This window comes from Mangrovimonas sp. CR14, from assembly GCF_011764015.1.
GTDB classification, from domain to species: domain Bacteria; phylum Bacteroidota; class Bacteroidia; order Flavobacteriales; family Flavobacteriaceae; genus Mangrovimonas; species Mangrovimonas futianensis.
Map to the genome: position 1 here is coordinate 459,699 of NZ_JAAFZY010000001.1, position 21,798 is coordinate 481,496.

19 protein-coding genes are annotated in these 21,798 nt (G+C 36.0%); 7 read left to right on the plus strand and 12 right to left on the minus strand.

Annotation, left to right across the window (positions count from 1 at the left end; translation table 11 throughout):
- The first annotated feature begins 119 nt into the window (after positions 1 to 119).
- From GZ212_RS02045 to GZ212_RS02060, 4 genes are all read left to right on the plus strand, one after another.
- Complete coding sequence (locus GZ212_RS02045; RefSeq protein ID WP_240923708.1) at positions 120 to 698, plus strand: hypothetical protein; 579 nt, start codon at positions 120 to 122, stop codon at positions 696 to 698.
- Positions 699 to 730: 32 nt separating this feature from the next.
- Positions 731 to 1,411: a hypothetical protein gene (locus GZ212_RS02050; protein WP_166956851.1), complete on the plus strand. Its 681-nt coding sequence runs from the start codon at positions 731 to 733 to the stop codon at positions 1,409 to 1,411.
- A 176-nt stretch (positions 1,412 to 1,587) separates the two neighbouring features.
- Positions 1,588 to 2,079 (plus strand): hypothetical protein, encoded by a 492-nt coding sequence (locus tag GZ212_RS02055; protein WP_166956853.1) that lies wholly within the window; start codon positions 1,588 to 1,590, stop codon positions 2,077 to 2,079.
- A gap of 27 nt (positions 2,080 to 2,106) precedes the next feature.
- Entirely contained in the window at positions 2,107 to 2,565 is a 459-nt protein-coding gene (locus GZ212_RS02060; protein ID WP_166956855.1) for an SRPBCC domain-containing protein, read from the plus strand.
- A gap of 69 nt (positions 2,566 to 2,634) precedes the next feature.
- On the opposite strand, the gene GZ212_RS02065 is transcribed toward GZ212_RS02060, so the two are convergent.
- The 9 genes from GZ212_RS02065 to GZ212_RS02105 form a co-directional block, all read right to left on the minus strand.
- The gene (locus GZ212_RS02065; protein ID WP_053970808.1) at positions 2,635 to 3,030 is read right to left on the minus strand and encodes a hypothetical protein; all 396 of its coding nucleotides are present in this window, start codon (positions 3,028 to 3,030) and stop codon (positions 2,635 to 2,637) included.
- An 8-nt stretch (positions 3,031 to 3,038) separates the two neighbouring features.
- Entirely contained in the window at positions 3,039 to 3,884 is an 846-nt protein-coding gene (locus GZ212_RS02070; RefSeq protein ID WP_053970809.1) for an OmpA family protein, read from the minus strand.
- A 46-nt stretch (positions 3,885 to 3,930) separates the two neighbouring features.
- A complete protein-coding gene (locus GZ212_RS02075) occupies positions 3,931 to 5,580 on the minus strand; it encodes a S41 family peptidase (RefSeq protein ID WP_166956857.1) in 1,650 nt (549 codons plus the stop codon).
- A gap of 7 nt (positions 5,581 to 5,587) precedes the next feature.
- Positions 5,588 to 5,965 (minus strand): ribonuclease P protein component, encoded by a 378-nt coding sequence (rnpA, locus tag GZ212_RS02080; RefSeq protein WP_166956859.1) that lies wholly within the window; start codon positions 5,963 to 5,965, stop codon positions 5,588 to 5,590.
- Positions 5,966 to 6,010: 45 nt separating this feature from the next.
- Positions 6,011 to 6,616, minus strand: coding sequence for a bifunctional nicotinamidase/pyrazinamidase (pncA, locus tag GZ212_RS02085; RefSeq protein WP_166956861.1), 606 nt, complete (start codon positions 6,614 to 6,616; stop codon positions 6,011 to 6,013).
- Positions 6,613 to 8,013 carry a nicotinate phosphoribosyltransferase gene (locus GZ212_RS02090; protein ID WP_166956863.1) on the minus strand — a complete coding sequence of 467 codons (1,401 nt, stop codon included), beginning with the start codon at positions 8,011 to 8,013 and terminating at the stop codon, positions 6,613 to 6,615. Before GZ212_RS02090 ends, pncA begins: the two co-directional genes overlap by 4 nt.
- A 77-nt stretch (positions 8,014 to 8,090) precedes the next feature.
- The gene (locus GZ212_RS02095; RefSeq protein ID WP_166956865.1) at positions 8,091 to 9,905 is read right to left on the minus strand and encodes a M1 family metallopeptidase; all 1,815 of its coding nucleotides are present in this window, start codon (positions 9,903 to 9,905) and stop codon (positions 8,091 to 8,093) included.
- 219 nt (positions 9,906 to 10,124) lie between these two features.
- On the minus strand, positions 10,125 to 11,735 hold the full coding sequence (locus tag GZ212_RS02100; protein WP_166956867.1) for a S8 family peptidase: 1,611 nt from the start codon (positions 11,733 to 11,735) through the stop codon (positions 10,125 to 10,127).
- A gap of 20 nt (positions 11,736 to 11,755) precedes the next feature.
- Positions 11,756 to 12,616: an MBL fold metallo-hydrolase gene (locus tag GZ212_RS02105; RefSeq protein WP_166956869.1), complete on the minus strand. Its 861-nt coding sequence runs from the start codon at positions 12,614 to 12,616 to the stop codon at positions 11,756 to 11,758.
- 161 nt (positions 12,617 to 12,777) lie between these two features.
- Here GZ212_RS02105 and GZ212_RS02110 point away from each other — a divergent pair, with 161 nt between their 5' ends.
- Positions 12,778 to 13,137, plus strand: coding sequence for a DUF202 domain-containing protein (locus GZ212_RS02110; RefSeq protein ID WP_240923709.1), 360 nt, complete (start codon positions 12,778 to 12,780; stop codon positions 13,135 to 13,137).
- A 23-nt stretch (positions 13,138 to 13,160) separates the two neighbouring features.
- Positions 13,161 to 14,942 carry an SLC13 family permease gene (locus tag GZ212_RS02115; protein WP_166956871.1) on the plus strand — a complete coding sequence of 594 codons (1,782 nt, stop codon included), beginning with the start codon at positions 13,161 to 13,163 and terminating at the stop codon, positions 14,940 to 14,942.
- On the opposite strand, the gene GZ212_RS02120 is transcribed toward GZ212_RS02115, so the two are convergent.
- Positions 14,908 to 17,148, minus strand: a complete 2,241-nt coding sequence (locus GZ212_RS02120) for a SulP family inorganic anion transporter (RefSeq protein WP_166956873.1) — start codon at positions 17,146 to 17,148, stop codon at positions 14,908 to 14,910. The two genes, GZ212_RS02115 and GZ212_RS02120, sit on opposite strands and share 35 nt — an antisense overlap.
- Positions 17,145 to 17,987 (minus strand): universal stress protein, encoded by an 843-nt coding sequence (locus GZ212_RS02125; RefSeq protein WP_166956875.1) that lies wholly within the window; start codon positions 17,985 to 17,987, stop codon positions 17,145 to 17,147. Before GZ212_RS02125 ends, GZ212_RS02120 begins: the two co-directional genes overlap by 4 nt.
- 114 nt (positions 17,988 to 18,101) lie before the next feature.
- Between GZ212_RS02125 and GZ212_RS02130 the strand changes: the two genes are divergently transcribed.
- On the plus strand, positions 18,102 to 19,937 hold the full coding sequence (locus tag GZ212_RS02130) for a sodium:proton antiporter (protein WP_053970820.1): 1,836 nt from the start codon (positions 18,102 to 18,104) through the stop codon (positions 19,935 to 19,937).
- Here the strand turns inward: GZ212_RS02130 and lepA are convergent.
- Positions 19,934 to 21,730 (minus strand): translation elongation factor 4, encoded by a 1,797-nt coding sequence (gene lepA, locus GZ212_RS02135; RefSeq protein ID WP_053970821.1) that lies wholly within the window; start codon positions 21,728 to 21,730, stop codon positions 19,934 to 19,936. The two genes, GZ212_RS02130 and lepA, sit on opposite strands and share 4 nt — an antisense overlap.
- Positions 21,731 to 21,798: the final 68 nt, after the last annotated feature.

The following is a 21,798-nucleotide window of genomic DNA, read 5'->3' on the forward strand; positions in this document are numbered from 1 at the left end:
ATTTAGATTGTTAGGCTGGCTAAATGCTGTTAATTGTTGGTTTATGTATGTGTAAAGCACAATACCTTATATTCTTAATTTTGTTATGTTCTTTTTGGAACTGTAAACAAGATAAAATTTTGTCTCAAACTGAATTTGAGCAAGCTGTTTTATATGAAATAGCACCATCAATTATAGATTCTATCTTTTATGATAGAAGAATTCTTCCACCACCTCCACCGTTGCCAGATGTTTTTGAAAAAGAAGCGTTTAATAAGGATATTGATAGAGCTATTGATACTTACAAAAATAGTGATAAGTATAAGGATAAAATGAGAAAATGGGAACGAGTGAAAGATTCTGTAGAAAGGGATGAATCGCTAATCTTCTTGATTGTCTCAGATTCAATTGACACAAAATATGGATCAAATTACAGAATTGATGTGAATAAATTAAAATCAAATAATAAGAAAATTAGGTTTAAATATCGTTCAGAATTTCCAAGTGGAAATGAGTTATGGAGACCCAATGATGATTACTTCATAGCCGCTGAAATAGATTTTAGTAGCATATCATTTGATAATACAAAAAACAATGGTGTTTTAAATGTAGGTTATTCCATGGGGGCTCTTAATGGAGTTGGTTTTAGAATCTATATAAAGAAAAATGAAAATGAAAAGTGGACCATTGATAAAATTGTAAGTACTTGGATTTCTTGATAATCTTAGACTTTTAAAATGAAATTTAAGCCATGAAAATCAAAATTTTAGCAATATTATTTTTTACCTTTTATATGTTTGGATTTGCTCAAAGAGACAGATTCAATTATCCCAATTTTATAGGAGAAAATTTAAATGGAATTGAGAAAAATCCAGATTGGAAAATTTTAGCGCAATCAACAGGAGACTTAAATATGGATGGTTTGGATGATGCAGCTATCATTCTAGAATCAAAGGATAGTATTCAGGTTAAAGAATGTTCTAATTGTAAATTAATTAAAAGGAAACCTAGAGTTATTCTGGTCTTATTCAATCAAGACAGTAAACAAACGGTCGTCATTCAAAATAATGAGTTCATAGCTCGAGGGGATGAGGGTGGCATGGTTAATTATCTTGAACCTGAATTATCAATCAAAAAAGGATGGCTGAATATATTCTATCAATATACACGATCACATCAGTCTTATACCTTTGAATTTAGAAATAACCAAATGGAACTTATTTTAGCTGAATCGGTTGGTGTACATTCAGCTAGTGGTGATTTTGAAAGTGATAAGTTTGACTTTTTAAAAGGAATATTAACTTCGGAAACTGGAAATATCTCCCAAGAGAAGAGTAAGAAAGAAATCTTCAGATTGGATATCCAACCTAAATCACTTAACGAATTTGGAGAAATGTATGAATGGGAAGTATTTGAAAATAAATACTTGTAAATTATTTCCAGATTTTTTGAAAATGATATTTGGAGTCTTAAATGTTGTATAATTAATTGATTTAAAATTACTTATCTTTAAATGATTTGTATTCTATTTTATAAATTTTAGTATTCAGATCAAATAAGTCAGTTTCATACCTGTAATAGTTAAGTAACATTATAAATCAAAAAAGAATGAAAAATCTAATTATCATGCTCTCCATGTCATTGTTGATTTCTTGCAATGGAAAAAACGAGCAATCAAAGATGAAGTCGGAAGAAAAAACGGAATTAGATATTCAGGCCGAATTAAAATCCATTGAAGAAACTAGAAATGCGTTTCAACTGGCTATTAAAGAAAATAGATTCGGTGATTTAAGACAATATGGAACAGAGGATGTTAAATCGCTGACTCCTGATTGTGGTGTATGGGAGCCTTTTAAGAGATTAAGTGAAAACCCTGTTGGTAAATTCCATTACGATAGTTTGGTGATGCATCCCAAAGAAACCATTATTGTAAGTGACAGTATTGCCTATGATTTTGGGACCAGCTCGACCTATTATACCAATGAAGAAGGGGAGGCCATTGAGCTGACTGCGACTTTTCTGGCCATACTCAAAAAAGATAAAAAGGATGGTAAATGGAAACTCCACAGAGAGGTGGCAAACACAAGAGATTTGGATTAATGTAATACCGTTTTAAATTTTTGACTCATGAAAAAACTTCAATATACAATTGAAATAAACGCGTCTGCGGATGAAGTTTATAATACAATGCTTGGTATAGATAACATCGAAACTTATAACCTATGGACAGCTGAATTTAATCCCACTTCCACTTATGAGGGAAGTTGGGATAAGGGATCTAAAATTCTCTTTGTTGGGACCGATGAGAATGGCAAAAAAGGAGGTATGGTCTCAGAAATTGCAGACAATATCCCACACAAATTTATTTCCATTCGTCATTACGGAATTTTGGATGGCGACAAAGAAATCACTGAAGGCCCAGACGTTGAGAAATGGGCTGGCGGATTGGAAAATTATTCCTTTCAAGAGGAAAATGGAGTGACAACAGTAACGGTTGAATGTGATATGGCTGATGATTATCAGGATTATTTTGATACCACTTGGCCAAAGGCTTTAAAAAAGCTCAAAGAACTTTCCGAAAACTAGAATTTTTGTGGAATTTAATGAATGGAGAATAAATTATTTTACCTCGCAATTCAAAAAGGGACATCCTTTTTATAATAGGATGGAGCATAAAGATCCTACAAGTAAATGCTTTATAATAAAACTTCGGTATAAAGCTTTGGATTGATCTAATTTTGAAGACTTAAAGGCGAAATAAACAAGAAATGCAAAGTTAAGAATGGTAATAATACTTAAGATGGTTCTGTTGTGATAAAATAGAAACAGGGCACAGACCAAAATACATAAACAAATAACCACATACGATTGTAAAACCAACCTATCAATAGATTGGTCCAGTGCTTTGTTTGCAAAAAACATGGTACTTAAACCATAAAGAATCAACATGGCTTGTTCGTTCAAAGTACCTTTAGTATATAGAAAAGTAAGAAATATAGTAAGTAGAATGACCAATATTTCGGTCAAGTAGTGATTTAAAAATTTATTCATTGAGAAAATTAATTGTTGTCGCCAACATAGGTAATTAATATTTCGACTCTTCTGTCAAATTTAGCTTCGCCACCAAGTGGAAATTTGCGACGAAGTCCCACATATTTCATGCGTTTTTTATCAACACCACTTTTGGCTAGATAATCATAAATATACTTGGCACGAGCTAGGGATAAATTGCGTTTTTTTGTTTTTCTATCTACAGCATCTCGACTGTATTTGGTACAACAAACATGGCCTTGAATAGTAAAATAAATATCATCACGTTCTATTAAAACCTTAGCGATATCATCCAGTACGGGCTTGGATTCTGGTAACAGTGTCGTATAACCTGTTTTAAACAGAATATTGTTTAAAGTTACTTTATCGCCAGTTTTTAAATCACCATTGATAATTTCCCGAAACTCTTGAGCCTCTTCCGGTGTCGTTTTCTTTTCTTTTCGAGGAGGATCATAGGGATGCACGATAATTTCAACCTTTCGGTTCAAACCACGGATTTTCTCAACATTTTCTTCTTGAACAACTTTAAGTAGAATTTCACCTTTACCATCAACGTTGCTTATTTTGGAATCGTCCAGTTCGTTGTTTGAAAATATGGTTTTTATAGAATTGGCACGTTTCTGAGAAAGATCCAGATTGTAGTTGGTACTTCCACGATCATCACAAAAACCATAAATAGAAACACGCTCTATATCTACGGTGTCTAAAGTTGAAATAAAAAGTAATAACCTGCTTCTTTCAGTTTCAGGAACATCAAATTGATCAGTTTCAAAATAGACCACATGGTTAAATTCCTTTTGGGCTAAGGCATTGAAACTACAAACAAAAATCCATATAAAGAGTAGGTTTTTCATTGTATGCTACGGATAATAGCAATTAAATATAGTAAATTATTAAAAATTAACCCTTCTTCAATCTCAAATAATCATAATACGTCTCCAAATTTGAAAGAATCTCAGTTGATTTCTTTATTTCGGGGTTATGATTTTTGTAATAATCATACAAACCTTCTCTGTAAACATAGCGTTTTACTATTTCGTCGGTTAATAGTGATAGTATTTGATCCTTATTTTGATTGATAGCAAGCTCCTTAGAGCTATTTAAGGTTTTCAACAATTGGTTGTATTCATTTTTGATATTATCTTCTAAATCTTCTTTAATGGCTTTTTTATGAACCTCACTTAGAGCTTTTTCTGTTTCTGTTACAAAGGAAAAGTCATTAGATTTAAGATATTTTTTGAAATCCTCAAAATCAGAGTTACCTAATTTAAATTGACCGATGTTTTCTAGATTGGGATGTTTGTAATAATAGTTGGTTGCATAATCAAAAATCAGGAAATCATTTAAAATGGCATCTGTGACCGCAGAATTCTTACTAATTTCCATAGCTTCATCTGGTTGTACACCACCTCCATCATATACCTTTCTACCTCCTTTGGTTTTAAATTCGTTGTAGTTCTTTTTGTCAATTCTAACGGCATTTCCTTGTTCGTCCCTATGCCAATAATCTAACGCTTGAATACACCGACCAGAAGGCGTGTAATAGCGTGAAATGGTTATTTTTAATTGGGTACCATAAGTTAAAGGTTTGGGACGTTGCACCAATCCTTTTCCAAAACTTCTAGAACCTACAATAACGGCGCGATCCAAATCCTGAAGGGAACCAGATACAATTTCACTTGCCGAGGCACTACTGCCGTTGATTAAAACAACCAATGGGATTTCTGTATCAACTGGATCTTTAGAAGTGTAATAGGTTCTATTGAATTTTTCCACTTTGGATTTGGTCGTTACTACCAATTGACCTTTTGGCACAAATAAGTTCACAATGTTAACTGCTTCATGCAAAAGCCCTCCTGGATTTCCTCTTAAATCCAAAATTATTTTTTTGGCTCCTTGAGCCTTTAAATCCCTAAGTGCATAAGAGGTTTGTGCAGAAGCTTTGGTATTAAAAGCATTCAAAACAATATAGCCTGTTTTATCATTGATCATAGAAAAATAGGGCACCGCATCAATTTCAATTTCAGAATGTTTGATTTCGGTGGTGTATTGTTTTCCTTGTCTCACATAGGTCACATTGGCCGAACTATTAGCTGCCCCTTTTAAAAGCTCCCCAGCATCGTCCTTAAAGTCAGCTACAACGGTGTTGTTTACCTTGATAATTTCATCTCCTGCCTTTAGACCTGCTTTATCGGCAGGATATCCTTGGTAGGGTTCCACAATCAAAAGTTTATCTTTCAAAACCCTTACTTTGGCACCAATTCCTGTGTAATCTCCAGTGCGTCTTATCTTTTCAGCTTCTACATCCTGTTCATTATAGAATTGGGTGTAGGGGTCCAAATCTTCCAACATGCTTTTAATGGCTTTGTCCATCAAATCGGCTGGATTGGTCTCATCTACATAACTCATGTTTATTTCCTTAAACAAGGTGGTGAAGATTTCCAATTGTTTAGCTACTTCAAAGAAGTCATTTTTAAAGGAGGAGGCAGTAACCAAAATAGCTAATGCCAGTATGGGGATTATGATACGGGTCTTTAATAATCGTTTCATAGCAGGACTAATCTTTATGGATGTGTTTTAAAAATTTGGAAAACAACTTTTTAGAAAGGTCATTTATTTCATGAAAAGTTAGTTTGTCTTTCCCAATGTACAAAATCATAAACGCATATTGCTCGTCAATGTTGTTAAATATATCCCATTTATTTAATCGATAAGCTTCCCTTAACAAGCGTTTTATGTGGTTTCTGTCTACGGCTTTTTTAAATCTTTTTTTGGATACAGAAACACCTACTTTACAAGGAATGTCATCTTCAAAATGGGTTTTTATGTAAACCATCCGAAGGGGATAGGCAGAAACACTTTTTCCTTCAGAAAAAAGGGCTTCAATCAATTTTTTGCTTTTTAGTTTTTCAGCCTTGGGATAGGTATGATTCATGAGGCAAAGGTAGGCATGTCTGATTTATAAATAAGATAAAAGAGTTTAAAGGTCTTTGGTACTTATTATTTTTACTTGATGCTGTTTTAAATCCTTAAGAGCAAAATCTAAAGTTTCTTGAGCAATAGCCTTGGTAGCATCGCTAATGAAATAGGTTTCAAACCCTTCACTCTGCGCATCTTTGGCGGTGTAGTAAACACAATAGTCTGCCGCTAATCCGCAAACATAAACCTGTTTGATGCCTTTTGATTTTAAATAGGCTGAAAGTCCTGTATGATGGCGTCTACCATTATCAAAAAAACCGCTGTAACTATCTGTTTTTGGATCCATACCTTTTCTGAAAATAGCAGAAACAGCATTCATATCAAGAGTTTCTGAAAACTGCGATCCTTCACTTCCCTGAATACAGTGGTCTGGCCATAATACTTGTTTGATTCCAAAAAGGTCAATCATATCAAACGGTTTTAAACCATCATGATTGGAAGCAAAACTCAAGTGGTTTGAAGGATGCCAATCTTGAGTGGCTACCACCAGGTCAAATTGGGGTTGCAATTGATTTACAGTAGTGATGATAGTATCTCCTTCTGGAACGGCCAAAGAACCACCAGGTAAAAAATCATTCTGTATGTCAACAAGAATTAACGCTTTCATTTCTTTTGATTCTTTAGGTCATCTCTTAGTACTTCTACGGCTCTACTTATACCCACTTTATAAACATGTGGGTTATCAAAACGTTTGTGTTCACGAGGAAGTAACTGTAAGTTTTGTTTAGCCATCTCTGCGATTTCCTGAGTGCTTTTTTTGGCTATGGATCTCTTACCTTGATTCATAACTTCGCGCAACATGGGTTTCCCTTGTTCTGATGCAATAGCCATAGCTTTATGGGGTTCAAATGGATGTACCATTTCATTGGGTGTTTGTTCTGTTTCCATGGCAATAGCATCTCCCATATAAAGCCCATTAGGATTCAAATAACGATATACTTGCTTTGATCCGGGAAGATTCATTTTTTTAAGGTTTTCTGAAATTTTGATTCGTGGAACCCCATCAAAACTACACAGTTTATAAACCCCGTCAAGTGCACCGTTAGAGCGACCAACTACCAAATTTGTTCCCACGCCATAAATGTCTATAGCGGCTTCTTGCTCCTTCAAACTTCTTATCACATGCTCGTCCAATTGGTTTGAGGCTGCAATTTTCACCTCAGGAAAACCTGCAGCATCCAGCATGTTTCTACAAGTTCGCGATAGGTACGCCAAATCACCACTATCCAATCTTATGGCGGCCAATTGATGTCCTTTTGATTTTAAATGTTTAGCTACTTCAATTGCATGGGGCATGCCACTTTTTAAGGTATTGTAAGTATCTACTAATAAAGTGCAATTATCAGGAAAGGTCTCGGCATAGGCCATAAAGGCGGTTAATTCGTCATCGTAAGACTGTATAAACGCGTGAGACATGGTACCAGAAATGGGAATTTCAAATTCCTTTCCTGCCAATACATTAGAGGTACTATCAAACCCGCCTATATAGGCAGCTCTTGAAGCCAATAATCCAGCATAACCTTGGGAACGGCGCAAGCCAAACTCTGAAAGGATGGCTTGTTTTCCTGCCACATAACGAACCCGACTCGCCTTGGTAGCAATCAGTGATTGAAAGTTAAGAATATTGAGCAAATATGTTTCAATAATTTGGCACTCTACCACAGAGGCTGTAACCGATAGAATAGGGGCAAAGGGAAAAACCACTTGGCCTTCTTCCATGCTTTTTATATGTCCTCTAAAGGAGAACCCACCCAAGTATTCTAAAAAGTCTTCCCTAAAACCTTGATCCTTGAGGTAGGCCAGATCATCTTTGGTAAAAGAGACTTTCTCAAGCCAATCTAAAACCTGCTCCAAACCGCAGAATAGAACATAACCACTTTCAAATGGATTTTTTCTAAAGAAATAATCAAAAGTGGCCACGGTGTTATGCTTTCCATGGAGAAAGTAAGATTGCGCCATGGTAAGCTGATATAAATCGGTATAAAGACCAGAGGATAAATTCATGTGGATTTAATTAAAAACTAAAAGCGGATACTATGATTATCATAATATCCGCTTAAAGATAAGGATTACTCTGTAAATTATTCTTTTTCCTTGGAGTTGTTACTTTGATTCACATCTGCCATCCTTCCTTTAGGGTCTATGGCAACTGACTGAACCTCTTTTTTAGCAGTAAAGGTATATGTAGGGTAGGCCCAAGCCCAATCTGACAAAATAGTTGCGTCTGTTGGTTTTTCACCGCGCATAATGCGTAAAGGAATGTATATATCTTCGGTTGAACCATCGGTGTAAGTTACTGTAAGATCCATAGGCATAGGCATTAACCCAATACGCTCCAAAGTAACTTCTTTGCTAGCAATTTCTTTTACTCCATAATCAATGGTGTTGGTTGTTTGTCCAAAATCTACCAAATACCAATCCAGTTCCAAACCTGATACTTTCTCAGCTACTCGGATAAAATCCATAGGTTTTGGATGCTTGAATGACCAATCATCAAAATACTGTTTAATGGTTTTGTTGAGGTTTTCTTCACCCATAACATAACCCAATTGCGCTAAAAAGACCTCCCCTTTAACATAAGCAGCCAAACTATAAATTTGGTTGAATGCATATCGGTCTGCATGGGTGGTAAGAGGTTGCTCTCTTCCAGAGGTCGCCAGATAAGCGTAGTATTTATAGGCATTGGAAAAAGGATTTTCCTTGCCTTCATCCATCACTTCATTCATAGCGACATCACTGATATAGCTGGTAAAACCTTCATCCATCCATTCGTGACGTACTTCATTGGTAGCCAACAAAAACTGAAACCAAGTATGAGCCATTTCGTGAGCAGTGGTACCAATAAGACCACCTAATTTACTGCCTCCAGTAATTAAAGTACACATAGCATACTCCATACCACCATCACCACCTTGAATCACAGAGTATTGTTTGTATGGGTATTTCCCCACATGATTGCTATAAAAAGTGATAAGATCAGCTGCTTTGGGCTGAAGTTTTTTCCAGTTTTCTTGAATGGAATCTGCTCCTTTGTAGAAGAAATGGAGCATAGGGCCATTTTCTACTTGAAGTTTATCATGAACATATTCAGGGTCTGCCGCCCAAGTAAAGTCATGTACATTTGGCGCTACAAAATGCCAAGTCAAGGTTTTCCCTTTTACTTTTTTAGCTTTTCCAGATTGGTAACCATGACCAACTTCTTCTGGATTCTGAAGATATCCTGTTCCGCCAACAACATAATCTTTGTCAATCGTCAAGGATATATCAAAGTCACCCCAAACACCGTAAAATTCACGTCCAATGTAAGGGTCTGCGTGCCATCCTTCATCATCATATTCTGCCATTTTAGGATACCATTGGGTCATGGAAAGAGCAACGCCATCTTTGTTGTTTCTTCCAGAACGACGAATTTGTACAGGAACTTGTGCATTGAAAACCATATCAAAGGTTACTTTTTCCCCAGGTTGGATAGGCTTTGCTAAATCAACCTCCAAAACAGTTCCAACTACATTGTAGGTAAGGTCTGTGCCATTTTGTTTTAAAGAAGATACTTTTATAAAACCGATTTCGTCTTCCTTTAATTTGCTAATACGATCTCCAACTCTAGAATCTGGATCAGCAATAGTGCGTGAACGTACATCCATTTCACTTCCGGGTTGGAAGGCATTAAAATAAAGATGATAGAATACTTTATTCAACACATCTGGAGAATTATTGGTGTACACCAAGGTTTGTGTACCATCGTATTGATAGTTGTCCACATGCATATCGATATTCATTTTGTAATCCACGTGTTGTTGCCAATACCCAGTCTTAGGCTGTTCGACAGGTGGGTCTATTTTTGCAAATGAACTTAGAGAAAAACTAAGCAAGATGAGAAAAAGTGTCTGTTTCATAAAAAATATCAAATGTTAAAAATAATCGGGAAGCAATTTATAGGTTTTTTGTAAAATGCCACTTCTATAAAAAGTTAATTTATTTAAAATTCAAGGTCTCTCAGATTTTATTAGAGACATCCACGAGATAAAGTATGAAGGAATATGAATGCTATTTTTGATTCAAGATAAAAAAAGCCCATCCAAACGGATGGGCTTTTAGTATAAGTTAAAATAAGATTATTTTATCTTAGAAGCTACGATTAAAGCGTTGTAGGCATTAGCCATTTTTTCGCTTTTTGATAGATCTCCAAAAGGTCTAACATCATTTGCATCACCTCCTACTACAACTTTAGTGTTGATAGGTAAACCAGAGCTCAAGATGACATCTTTAACTTGTGCTGCGGTCAAATTAGGGAAATAAGAACGAACCAAAGCAACAACTCCTGCTACAGCTGGAGCAGCCATTGAAGTTCCTCCTTTTGTATCGTATTGATCTTTAAATGGTACTGTTGAATACACACTTGCTCCAGGAGCAAAAACATCTACATTGATTTTTCCATAGTTTGAGAAACTAGCAACCATATTAGATCCATATTTAGGAGCCAAAGCACCAACTGTAATGAAAGTGTTGGAAACTTCTGGACCGTTATCTACTTGATCGTTTGGATAACATGCTTTTTTATCTAAGTCAATACCTTCATTACCTGCAGCATTTACAAAAACCACATCGTGTTCTCCTGCATATGCAATAGCATCTCTCACCCAATCACTGTGAGTCGCATAATATTTTCCAAAACTTCCGTTGATTACTTTAGCACCATTATCAACTGCATATCTGATAGCCAAAGCGATATCCTTGTCATACTCATCTCCGTTAGGAACCGCTCTGATACTCATAATTTTCACATTGTTTGCAACACCGTTAGCTCCTAAACCATTGTTACGTTCTGCAGCAATGATACCAGCTACGTGAGTTCCGTGGCTTTCACCTTCTTCACTAGGAGTTACATTTCCGTTTCCATACCCTACATCAGTCAGGTCATCCACGTTATCTCCTGTTTTTCTACCATTGAAATCCTTGTTAAGGTTGTAATCCAATTTATCAGAGAAGTAATCCAAACCTCCTTGTAATTCTTCTAAAGCTGCTTCAGCAGAATCCAAACCATTGCTGTACATGTATTTCATCATGCTTACATAGCGGTTTAATTCTTCATCTGTAGAAGTAATGCCATTTACATCTTCTGGTGTGTAATCTTTTTTACCCAAATGAGCTGCAATGGCTTTGTCTGCTGCTTCTACTTGTTTGAATATTTGTTCGTATTGCGTTTTTTGAGCAACAGTTTTTTGATATTCTTTTTCATATTCTTCTTTGGCTCTTTCAAAATCTGGGTGAGACGTATCTCCTTTAGCCAAGATTCTTACATACTCTAATTGCTCATCGTACCCATCACCTAGGAAATTCCAACCGTGTACATCATCAACATACCCGTTTTTATCATCATCGATACCGTTTCCAGGAATTTCTTTTTCATTGGTCCAAACCACACCATCCAAATCTTCGTGGTTGATATCAATACCACTGTCTATAACAGCAACAATTACGGTTTGTCCTTTATTATCCTTAATAATTTCTGAATATGCTTTATCCACACTCATACCAGGAATGGTGTCTTTCACCAAATCCAAATGGCCCCAATTGTGTTTTTCACTTTCGGTAAGTTCTGAGACTTTTAGAGGGGTTGTGTCAACGTTTTCAATTGGTGTAGAAACAATATCAATACCAGAACCGCAACTAGAAAGAATTGCGGCAGCAACTGCTGAAAACAATACAGGTTTTAATACTCTCATTTTTTTGAATAATTTTTTAATTAGTTAAATATGTCATCACAACTAAATACTTCATTGACTCTTACACCTTTATCCGTGTTTTGAACTGTAATGATTTCATTGTGTGCATCGTGCTCCAAAAATAAGTAATAATTGTTACTTGCTGCCAAATTGAGAAACTTTTCTTTCTCGTCTAAAGTCAAGAGCGGCCTAGTATCATACCCCATGACAAAAGGAAGAGGTAGATGACCTACTGTAGGTAACAAATCGGCCATAAAACAAATGGTTTTGTCTTGATAGTGAATCATAGGAATCATTTGCTTGTCTGTATGACCATTTGCAAAGAAAATGTCAAATCCCAATTCGGATGATTTTAGGATATCCTGCTCAGGAAGTGAGACATGTTTCAAATGTCCGCTTTCCTGCATAGGAAGAATATTTTCAGTCAAGAAAGAAGCTTTTTCTCTTCTATTAGGTTCTGTGGCCCATTTCCAATGATCTTGGTTGCTCCAAAAAGTAGCATTCTTAAAGGCTGGTTCGTAACCTGTTCGGTCTTTATTCCATTGAATACTCCCACCACAATGGTCAAAATGTAGGTGTGTCATAAAAACATCGGTAATATCATCTCGGTGAAATCCATGTTCTTTAAGAGCCTTATCAATAGAATCGTCTCCCCATAGGTAGTAGTAACCAAAAAATTTGTCTGATTGTTTGTCTCCCATTCCGGTATCAATCAAAATCAAGCGGTTTCCATCTTCAATGAGAAGGCATCGCGCTGCTATATCAATCATATTATTGCTATCTGAAGGATTGGTTCTGCTCCAAATGGATTTTGGAACAACCCCAAACATGGCACCGCCGTCTAATTTGAAGTTCCCGGCGTTAATTGGGTATAAATTCATAATGGTGTAAATTAATTCATCTGCAAATTACTAAAACATCCCCTATTTTTTAGTTTGAACAATAAGATATTAGCCCTATTTTAACATTACAAAACAGTCATTACAGGGTGATGGTTTTTAAGGGAAGAAAAAAACATTTATTTTTATAGAAAAGGATTCTTATGAAACCATCAGTTAAAAACCCGTTGAAGATAAAAGAGATGAAACTGCTTAGGTTTGGAAGGGATTTTAAACCGGATGAGCAGATTATCCTGAGAGATTATTTGGCCATTGAGCGCACTAGATTGGCAAACGAACGTACCTTGCTTTCCTACATAAGGTCCTCACTTTATCTTTTACTTGCTGCTATGGCATTCTTTCAACTTAAAAATTATGCCGATTTTAAATATGTGGCATTCATTTCCCTAGGGTTTAGTTTTATATTTTTTGTGATTGGAATTTATCGGTTTATACTCCTTAAAAAAAGTTTGAAGCGGTTGTATTACTTATCTCAAAGCAAACAACAACAACATGATTCCTAATTGAGGTTTAATTCTTATTACCTATGAACATAGATCTGATCATAACGTTTGCAATTATTATTGTTGGCGTTTTTTTGTTTGTTCGGGATTACTTTACCATAGACACCACGTCAATCCTTATTATGGCGATGTTTATTGTAGCGGGTGTTTTGACCCCTGAAGAGGGTTTTTCTGGATTTAATCATCCTGCAACTTTAACTTTGGGATGTATTTTTGTGTTAAGTGCCGGAATCTTTAAATCAGGAATCTTAGATAATTTAAGTTACAGTATTATCCGAATTGCCAAGGTAAATTATGTCATGGCGCTTATCATTTTCTGTTTGATATCAGGTGTGTTTTCTGCTTTTATAAATGATACGGCGGTAGTTGCTCTGTTATTGCCCATTGCCCTTACTGTTTGTAAAGAAGCAAATATCAAACCTAGCCGATTGCTTATGCCTATTTCCTTTGCAGCTTTGTTTGGAGGCACTTGTACACTGATAGGCACATCTACTAATATTTTGGTGAGCAGTTATTCAAAAAAATATGGAGTAGAAGCTTTTGGAATGTTTGAGTTCAGTCTGGCAGCATTGTGCTTAATGGCCATTGGCTTTACTTATTTGTTTGTTTTCAGTCCACTTTTACTTCCGAAGAAAAGAGAAGTGGAAGAAGATTTTACCATCAATGCCGAAAATTATATCACGGAATTGATTATAAGCGACGAATGTAAAGATGTTGGGAAGTCCATTGCTAATTCAGACTTGGTTAAAGAATACAATATCAATATTCTATCTATTTTGAGAGGCGGCATTTTAATTCATGAGTTTTCGTCAGAGACCAAAATATTTAAAGGTGATACACTAAAAGTTATTGCGATTCCAAAAACCTTAAACCGATTATTGGATGTTGATGGTATCAAGATAAGTGGCGCTCAATTGGTTACCAGTGGAAATGAAGATTCTCAAGGCTATCATATTTATGAGGTAATTATACCTTTTGGTTCTGACTTAATGGGCAATTCCCTAAAAGAACTTCATTTTAGAAGACGTTTTAATTGCTCGGTAATTGCTATTAGGCAAAGGGGAGAGGTAATGTATGATAAACTATCTTTAGTTAATCTTAAAGAGGGGGATATGCTTTTGATTATAGGAAAGGAAGAGGATATTAAACAACTAGAGGTTAAGAACAGAATTGTTAGACTTACAGAACATGAAAAAAAACTAGTAGACTTAAAGAAGGCCATTCCAGCGATTATTATTGGTGTTTTGGTCGTCTTGACAGCCGCATTGAATATAACGACCATTTTAATAAGTGGAATGGTTGGTGCCTTATTGATGATTCTTCTGGGTATTTTAAAACCTAAAGAGGCCTATCAAGCAGTGGAGTGGAAGGTCATATTTATGGTAGCAGGTGTGCTTTCTATGGGAACAGCTTTGGAGAAAACAGGTGGTGCCCAATTGATTGCTGATGGCATTCAAGCCAGTTTGGGACAATATAATGCCCATGTCACATTGAGCGTTTTGTATTTGGTCACTTTTTTATCAACCAATTTAATTTCCAGTAAGGCCACTGCTGCTTTAATGACTCCTGTTGTGATAAGTTTGGCTGCCTTAATGGGTGTTAGTGAACGCCCCTTTTTGGTTGCAGTTATGTTTGCCTGTTCTTTGACATTTATGACGCCTATGAGTTATCCTACCAATACCATGGTGTATGCTCCGGGAAATTATAAGTTCTCAGATTTTTTAAAGGTTGGAACGCCTTTAAACATCATTATTTGGTTAGCAGCCTCCTTTATAATTCCGTATTTCTTTCCGTTTGCGAAGTAGTATGAGTTTTGGTTTCAATGACTTCTTTGAGTCGTTTTCCAAAATCCAAAAGGATTTTCATTTCCTTAATTGTCGCTAGTCGTTCCTTATTGAAGATTAAAAGGTGAGCTCCGTCGGCCTGCACATGATAATAATTATTGCTTTCAAAGAACTGAATAAGGTCCCTACCAAAGAAGTTCGTAATTCCTTCTTCATCATCGCCTTTTAAATAAAACCTCTTTGAAAAATCTGGATAATCTTTGAGGTCAATATCCTTGAGACCCGCTAAGGAATAAACCCGCTCCAAGAATCCTTCCTTGTCAAGTGTAAATGAAGGTATTTCATCATTTAGGCTAATATGCAGCATGGTGCTTCTAATCACTTCCTTGGCAATTAGTTCGCCTTCAAAATATTCTACATCAAATAAATTCAGGGAATTATTATCGTTGGATAGTCTATTGTAGATATAATTAACTTGTTTGGTATTGAAATAGTGAAAGTCATATAAAAAGGAAATTTCTCTGTTTTTTTCAGCATGGTATTCCAAACCAAATCGATCAGAGGTTTGAATAAGGTCTTTTTGTCTTTTGGTAAGATTGCTACCAATGAGTCCGGAATCGGTCAATAGACGTCTTAATGCAAAAGGATGCTTGGATTCGGCATCATGCATATCCAGACCAATAATTTCAAAATTACCTCCTTTTTTTGCGAAAAGCTCTTGATAACTACTGATGTTGTCCATTACAGTATGATCTACAAATTCACACATAGAAAAATCCAACACCACATCACGGTCCTCTGGAATGGCATCTAATTTGTCTTTAAGCTTGTAATAATTTAAAAAGCTACAGAAGTGTTTTACACTAACAAAAAAACTGCCATTTCCTGATTCCTCTTTGTACATTAAAACATTTGGTTTAATTAGGTTTCTTGTAAATAGACTGAGGTTTTTATTAATTACAATATGAATGATCAGGGTCATGGCGACACCACTTAAAATTCCAGATATAAGACCAACCTTCAAGGTGATAATCAAAGTCACAAAAAAAATGATGAACTGTTCTTTACCTATTGAAAATACTTTTTTAATAGTGTCTGGAGAGGCCAACTTATAGCCTGTAAAAACCAAAATAGCCATTAAGGCTGGTAGTGGAATTCGTGCCATTTCAGAACTAAAAAGAACAATAAACAATAGCATAAACAAGGCATGGAAGAAGTTGGAAGATCTATTTGAACCTCCGTTATTTACATTTACTGAACTTCGAGCAATAACTGTCACTACATTCAAGCCTCCCAAAAAACCACTCCCTACGGTAGCCAATCCCAATGCTTTTAAGTCTTTGTTGACATTGGATCTTCTTTTCTTAGGATCTAATTTATCCACAGCCTTAATGCTCAATAAAGATTCGATGCTGGCAATTAAAGTTAATGATACCACACTATCCCAAAAGTTGAGGGTAGCCCATTGTGAAAAATCTATTTTTGGAATCTTAGTGATAATCTCATCGATATGTGGGATTCCCGAAATCATATAGTTTTTATCAATAGGATTATTTTCATGAAGAACTAGTTCAAAATAATAACTCAATCCTATGGATAGTAATACAATCCACATGGGAGCGGGTACCAATTGAAAGTATTTGTTTCTAATCTTAGGATAAAAGAACATGATAAACAAACTAACTGTTCCAACAATGGCCGCAAAAATGAGACCTTTACTGTCATAATGAATGGCGTCATTGATAGTAAATGGAATCTCAATCAAATAATCCATGGTGTCTTCACGCTTAATTTTGTGGGCTAACATGATATGAAATTGTTTGCCTAAAATGATAAGACCAATGGCCGCCAACATGCCTTGTATGGCGGACGAAGGGAAAAAATTAGCTAATTTTCCTAACCTTAAAAAACCTAAGATCATCAAAAACACCCCTGAAAAAATGATTGCCGCATAAGCACCTTCAATACCTAGGGTAGTTATGGCAACCAAAAGGACGCCTACCAACCCATTCCCAGGACCAGTAATCGTAATGTGACTTCCCCCAAAAAATGAAACTAGTAAACCACCTACTATAGCTGTTATAACCCCTGCTATTGGAGGGGCTTCACTAGCCATTGCCAATCCCAGACCAAGAGGCAACGCAATAAGACTTACCACAAACCCAGAGAAAATATTTTTGGGTAGGTCACCGATGAATTCCTTTATAAGTACTTTTCTGGGTGTCATCTTATTATCAAAACATCTGTTGGTAGCTCAGTTAGGATATGCTCAATATCATGCGGGAATAAACGATCCAAAAATGTAAGTTTGTCTGGGGCGTTGGTAACCAATAGATCGGCTCTAACGACTTCTGCATAATGCCCAATAGAAAAACCTCGCCTTCCAAAAATGGGTTGAGTTTTAATTTTTATGTTCTTTTTGAATTCTTCAGGAGTTTCCTCTAGTATTTTTATGACTCTAGATTTTTCACGGATACTGATACGTTCCTTGACAATATTGGCTCTTCGAAGGGAGCGATCGTCATTAACATTGACGGCAACTTCCTGTTGCGTAATTTCCTCAACAACGGTAACCTTTGAAGCTCCTAATTTAGAGCTAACAAAAAATCCATAAGAGATGGTTTTCGTAGCTTTTTCATCTTTAAGGCCATTGATGACTACATGTTGACATGGTACGCGTTCAACAGAAGGTTTGATTAACAATAATACCGAACAACTGGCATTTCTTGTAATTTTTCTTGCGATGGATCCCACATAATATTTCAAAATGTTTTCTCGCTTTAAAGCTCCTAGAATAATTAGGTCTAAGCGTTTTTCTTGAATAACGTTTAGAATCACTTCGGCGGGATCACCTACTTTAAAAACGATTTCAAAGTCCAGATTCTTTTCAATGAAAGGAGACAGTATTTTTTGAATATCCTTTTCCTTTCGGTGTGAATGGATACCTACATGAATAAGCACCAATTTTGATTTAAAGAACAAAGCTAATCGGCTAGCCTCATAAAGGTTAGCTTTCAGGGTGGGTGAAAATGCAATACCAATACCTATGGTATTAAAGTAATTCAAGGTTGTAAGGTTGTTAATGTTGCGTTAGAAAGATACTATTTTTAGAGGATTTACCCTAGTTTTCCTTCCGAGATATCCATTTTTGTGGTATAATTACAATATCAAAATTAAAGTATGTTAGAATTAGCAGGAATCATTATTTTGGGTATACTGGCACAATGGGTTGCTTGGAGATTTAAAATTCCAGCAATCCTTCCTTTGATTTTAATAGGATTGTTTGTGGGTCCTATCGCATCTGAGTTCATAACTTCTGATGGCCGTAAATGGATAGAACCTGTTTGGAATGGAAAAAATGGACTTTTCCCGGGAGAAGGACTTTATTACTTTCTTTCTCTTGCTATTAGTATTATTCTTTTTGAAGGTGGTCTCACCTTAAAGCGAAGTGAGATTAGAAATGTTGGCCCAGTCATCACAAAACTGATTACTGTTGGAGCATTCATAACCTTTATCGGTTCAGGTATAACGGCTCATTATCTTTTTGGATTGGACTGGCGTTTGGCTTTTTTGTTTGCTGCTTTGATTATAGTAACGGGTCCTACTGTGATTACGCCAATTTTACGAAATATTCCTCTAAAAAAGGATGTCTCTACGGTCCTAAAATGGGAAGGGATTCTTATTGATCCACTGGGGGCTTTGGCTGCGGTTTTGGTATTTGAGTTTATAAGTGTTGAAGGAGATTCTGGATTTACTAAAACGGCCTTAATTGAGTTTTTCAAAATCATTTTATTTGGAGTCACGTTCGGTTTCACCTTTGCTCATGCATTGGCATTTGCCATTAATAAGAAGTTGATTCCTCATTACTTATTAAATGTAGTTTCCCTTTCCGTAGTGCTATTGGTTTATGTGGAATCTGAAATTTTCGCTCACGAATCAGGTTTATTGGCGGTAGTGGTTATGGGACTAGTTTTAGGGAACAGCAAATTGGAAAATATTAAAGAGTTATTGTACTTTAAGGAATCCTTAAGTGTCTTGCTGATTTCCATTCTTTTTATTCTACTGGCGGCGAATATTAACATGGAAGATTTGTACCTGATTTATAATTGGAATACAGTCTTTTTATTCTTGATTGTCGTTTTGATTATTAGGCCTTTATCTGTTTTTGCAAGTACATTTGGCTCGCCCCTTAAGACCAAAGAAAAGGTTTTTATAAGTTGGGTTGGACCACGAGGTATTGTTGCCGCTGGTATTGCCTCTTTATTTGGAAGTAAATTATTAAAACAAGGGGTAGCAGGAGCCGAATACATCACCCCGCTTGTGTTTACCATTGTATTGGGCACGGTTTTACTCAACGCAACAACCGCTCGTTATTTTGCAAAATGGGTGGGTGTATTTTTGAAAAAGTCTGAAGGAATATTGATTGTGGGAGCTTCTAGGGTGGCTAGATTAATAGGTCATTACTTGGTTAACAATGGTCGTCATGTGGTGTTAATTGATAGTAATATGAACAACATTGCGAAGGCAAAGGAACTTGGGTTGGAAGCCATTCATACCAATATTTATTCGGATACACTTTCTGATAACATCGAGTTGAATGATGTAGGATATTTAATGGCATTGACAGCCAACTCAGAAATCAACAAATATGCAATTAATAAGTACGGGGCACAATTTGGTGAAAACGGTTCCTTTAGATTGATTTCACAAAAGGAAATGGCTGATGATAAAAACAACCCAAGAGAGGGCTTATTTTCTCATACCGATGATTATGTAAGCTTAAGTAATGTGACCAGTAATTATCCTTCTGTCAATGAAATTGATTTAGAAAATTTTGAGCATTTTAAACGGTTAATAGATATTTCAATTTCCAACAAAAATATTATCCCACTTTTTATCAAAGATCCTAATGGGGAATATGAAATCATACCATCCCATAGTAATGAAATAGAAGCGATAGAAAGTGGCTCCCAATTGGTATATTTGGGAAAACCATTTGATGTTGAAAAAGTCTAGTCGTTAAGTTTTAAAACGGCCATGAAGGCTTGTTGAGGTATTTCTACATTCCCAACTTGACGCATACGTTTTTTACCTTTTTTCTGTTTTTCCAATAGTTTACGCTTTCTAGAAATATCCCCTCCGTAACACTTGGCGGTAACATCTTTTCTTAAGGCCTTAATGGTTTCCCTAGAAATAATCTTAGCGCCGATTGCTGCTTGAATAGGAATGTCAAACTGTTGGCGTGGGATCAATTCCTTAAGCTTTTCACACATTCTTTTACCAATGTTATAAGCATTGTCTGCGTGAATTAAAGCTGAAAGGGCATCTACCTGTTGCGCATTCAATAAAATATCTACACGCACCAATTTTGAAGCTCTCATACCTATAGGAGCATAATCAAAAGAGGCGTAACCTTTGGAAACCGTTTTTAAGCGATCATAAAAATCAAATACAATCTCTGCCAAAGGCATATCGAAAGAAAGCTCGACACGCTCTGGTGTTAAATAAGTTTGATTTTTAATCTGTCCACGTTTTTCAATACACAAACTCATTACAGGGCCAACAAAATCAGCTTTAGTGATGATGGTTGCTTTGATAAAAGGTTCTTCAACACGATTTAAAGTAGATGGTTCAGGTAAATCGGTTGGGTTGTTAACGATGATGACATCGTCTGGGTTTTTATTTGTAAACGCATGATAACTAACGTTTGGTACCGTAGTGATCACAGTCATGTCAAATTCACGTTCTAAACGTTCTTGGATGATTTCCAAGTGAAGCATTCCTAAGAATCCACAACGGAAACCAAATCCTAAGGCAGCTGAACTTTCTGGTTGAAATACCAAAGAAGCATCATTCAGCTGGAGTTTTTCCATGGATGCTCTTAAGTCTTCATAATCTTCGGTATCTACAGGATAGATTCCAGCGAAAACCATCGGCTTGACATCCTCAAAACCACTAATAGCATTTTTAGTTGGCTCTTTTGAATCTGTAATGGTATCACCTACCTTGACTTCCTTTGCCTCTTTTATTCCAGTGATTAAATATCCCACATCACCAGCTTTAATCTCATTTTTTGGATGTTGGGTAAGCTTTAAAGTCCCTACTTCATCCGCATAATACGATTTGCCGGTTGCAATAAATTTAATCTGTTGATTCTTTTTAATAGAACCATTAATGACTCTAAAATAGGTTTCAACTCCTCTAAAAGGATTATAAACCGAATCAAAAATTAAAGCTTGTAAAGGTTCATCTGGATTTCCTTTAGGTGCTGGAATCCTATCAATGATAGCTGTTAAAATTTCCTGAATCCCAATACCTGTTTTGGCACTGGCAGGAATTACTTCGCTAGGATCACAGCCCAATAAATCAACGATATCATCAGTAACTTCTTCAGGATTGGCGCTTGGTAAGTCCACTTTATTTAGGACAGGAATGATTTCCAAGTCATTTTCTAAAGCCAAATACAAATTAGAAATAGTTTGTGCTTGGATACTTTGTGCCGCATCTACCACCAATAGAGCGCCTTCACAGGCGGCAATGGAACGGGAGACTTCATAACTGAAATCAACGTGACCCGGAGTGTCAATTAAATTGAGAACATAATGCTCCCCTTCGTGGACGTAGTCCATTTGGATGGCATGGGACTTAATGGTTATTCCTCTTTCGCGTTCCAAATCCATACTATCCAACAATTGATCTTGCTTTTCTCTTTCTGTCACAGACCCGGTAAAATCCAATAATCGGTCGGCCAGGGTACTTTTCCCATGATCAATATGTGCGATAATACAAAAGTTTCTTATGTTCTTCATGTATAACCTTAGGCTTAAATATTTTGCAAATATAGTTGTTTTCTTATGTTTTGAGTTTCAATTACGGA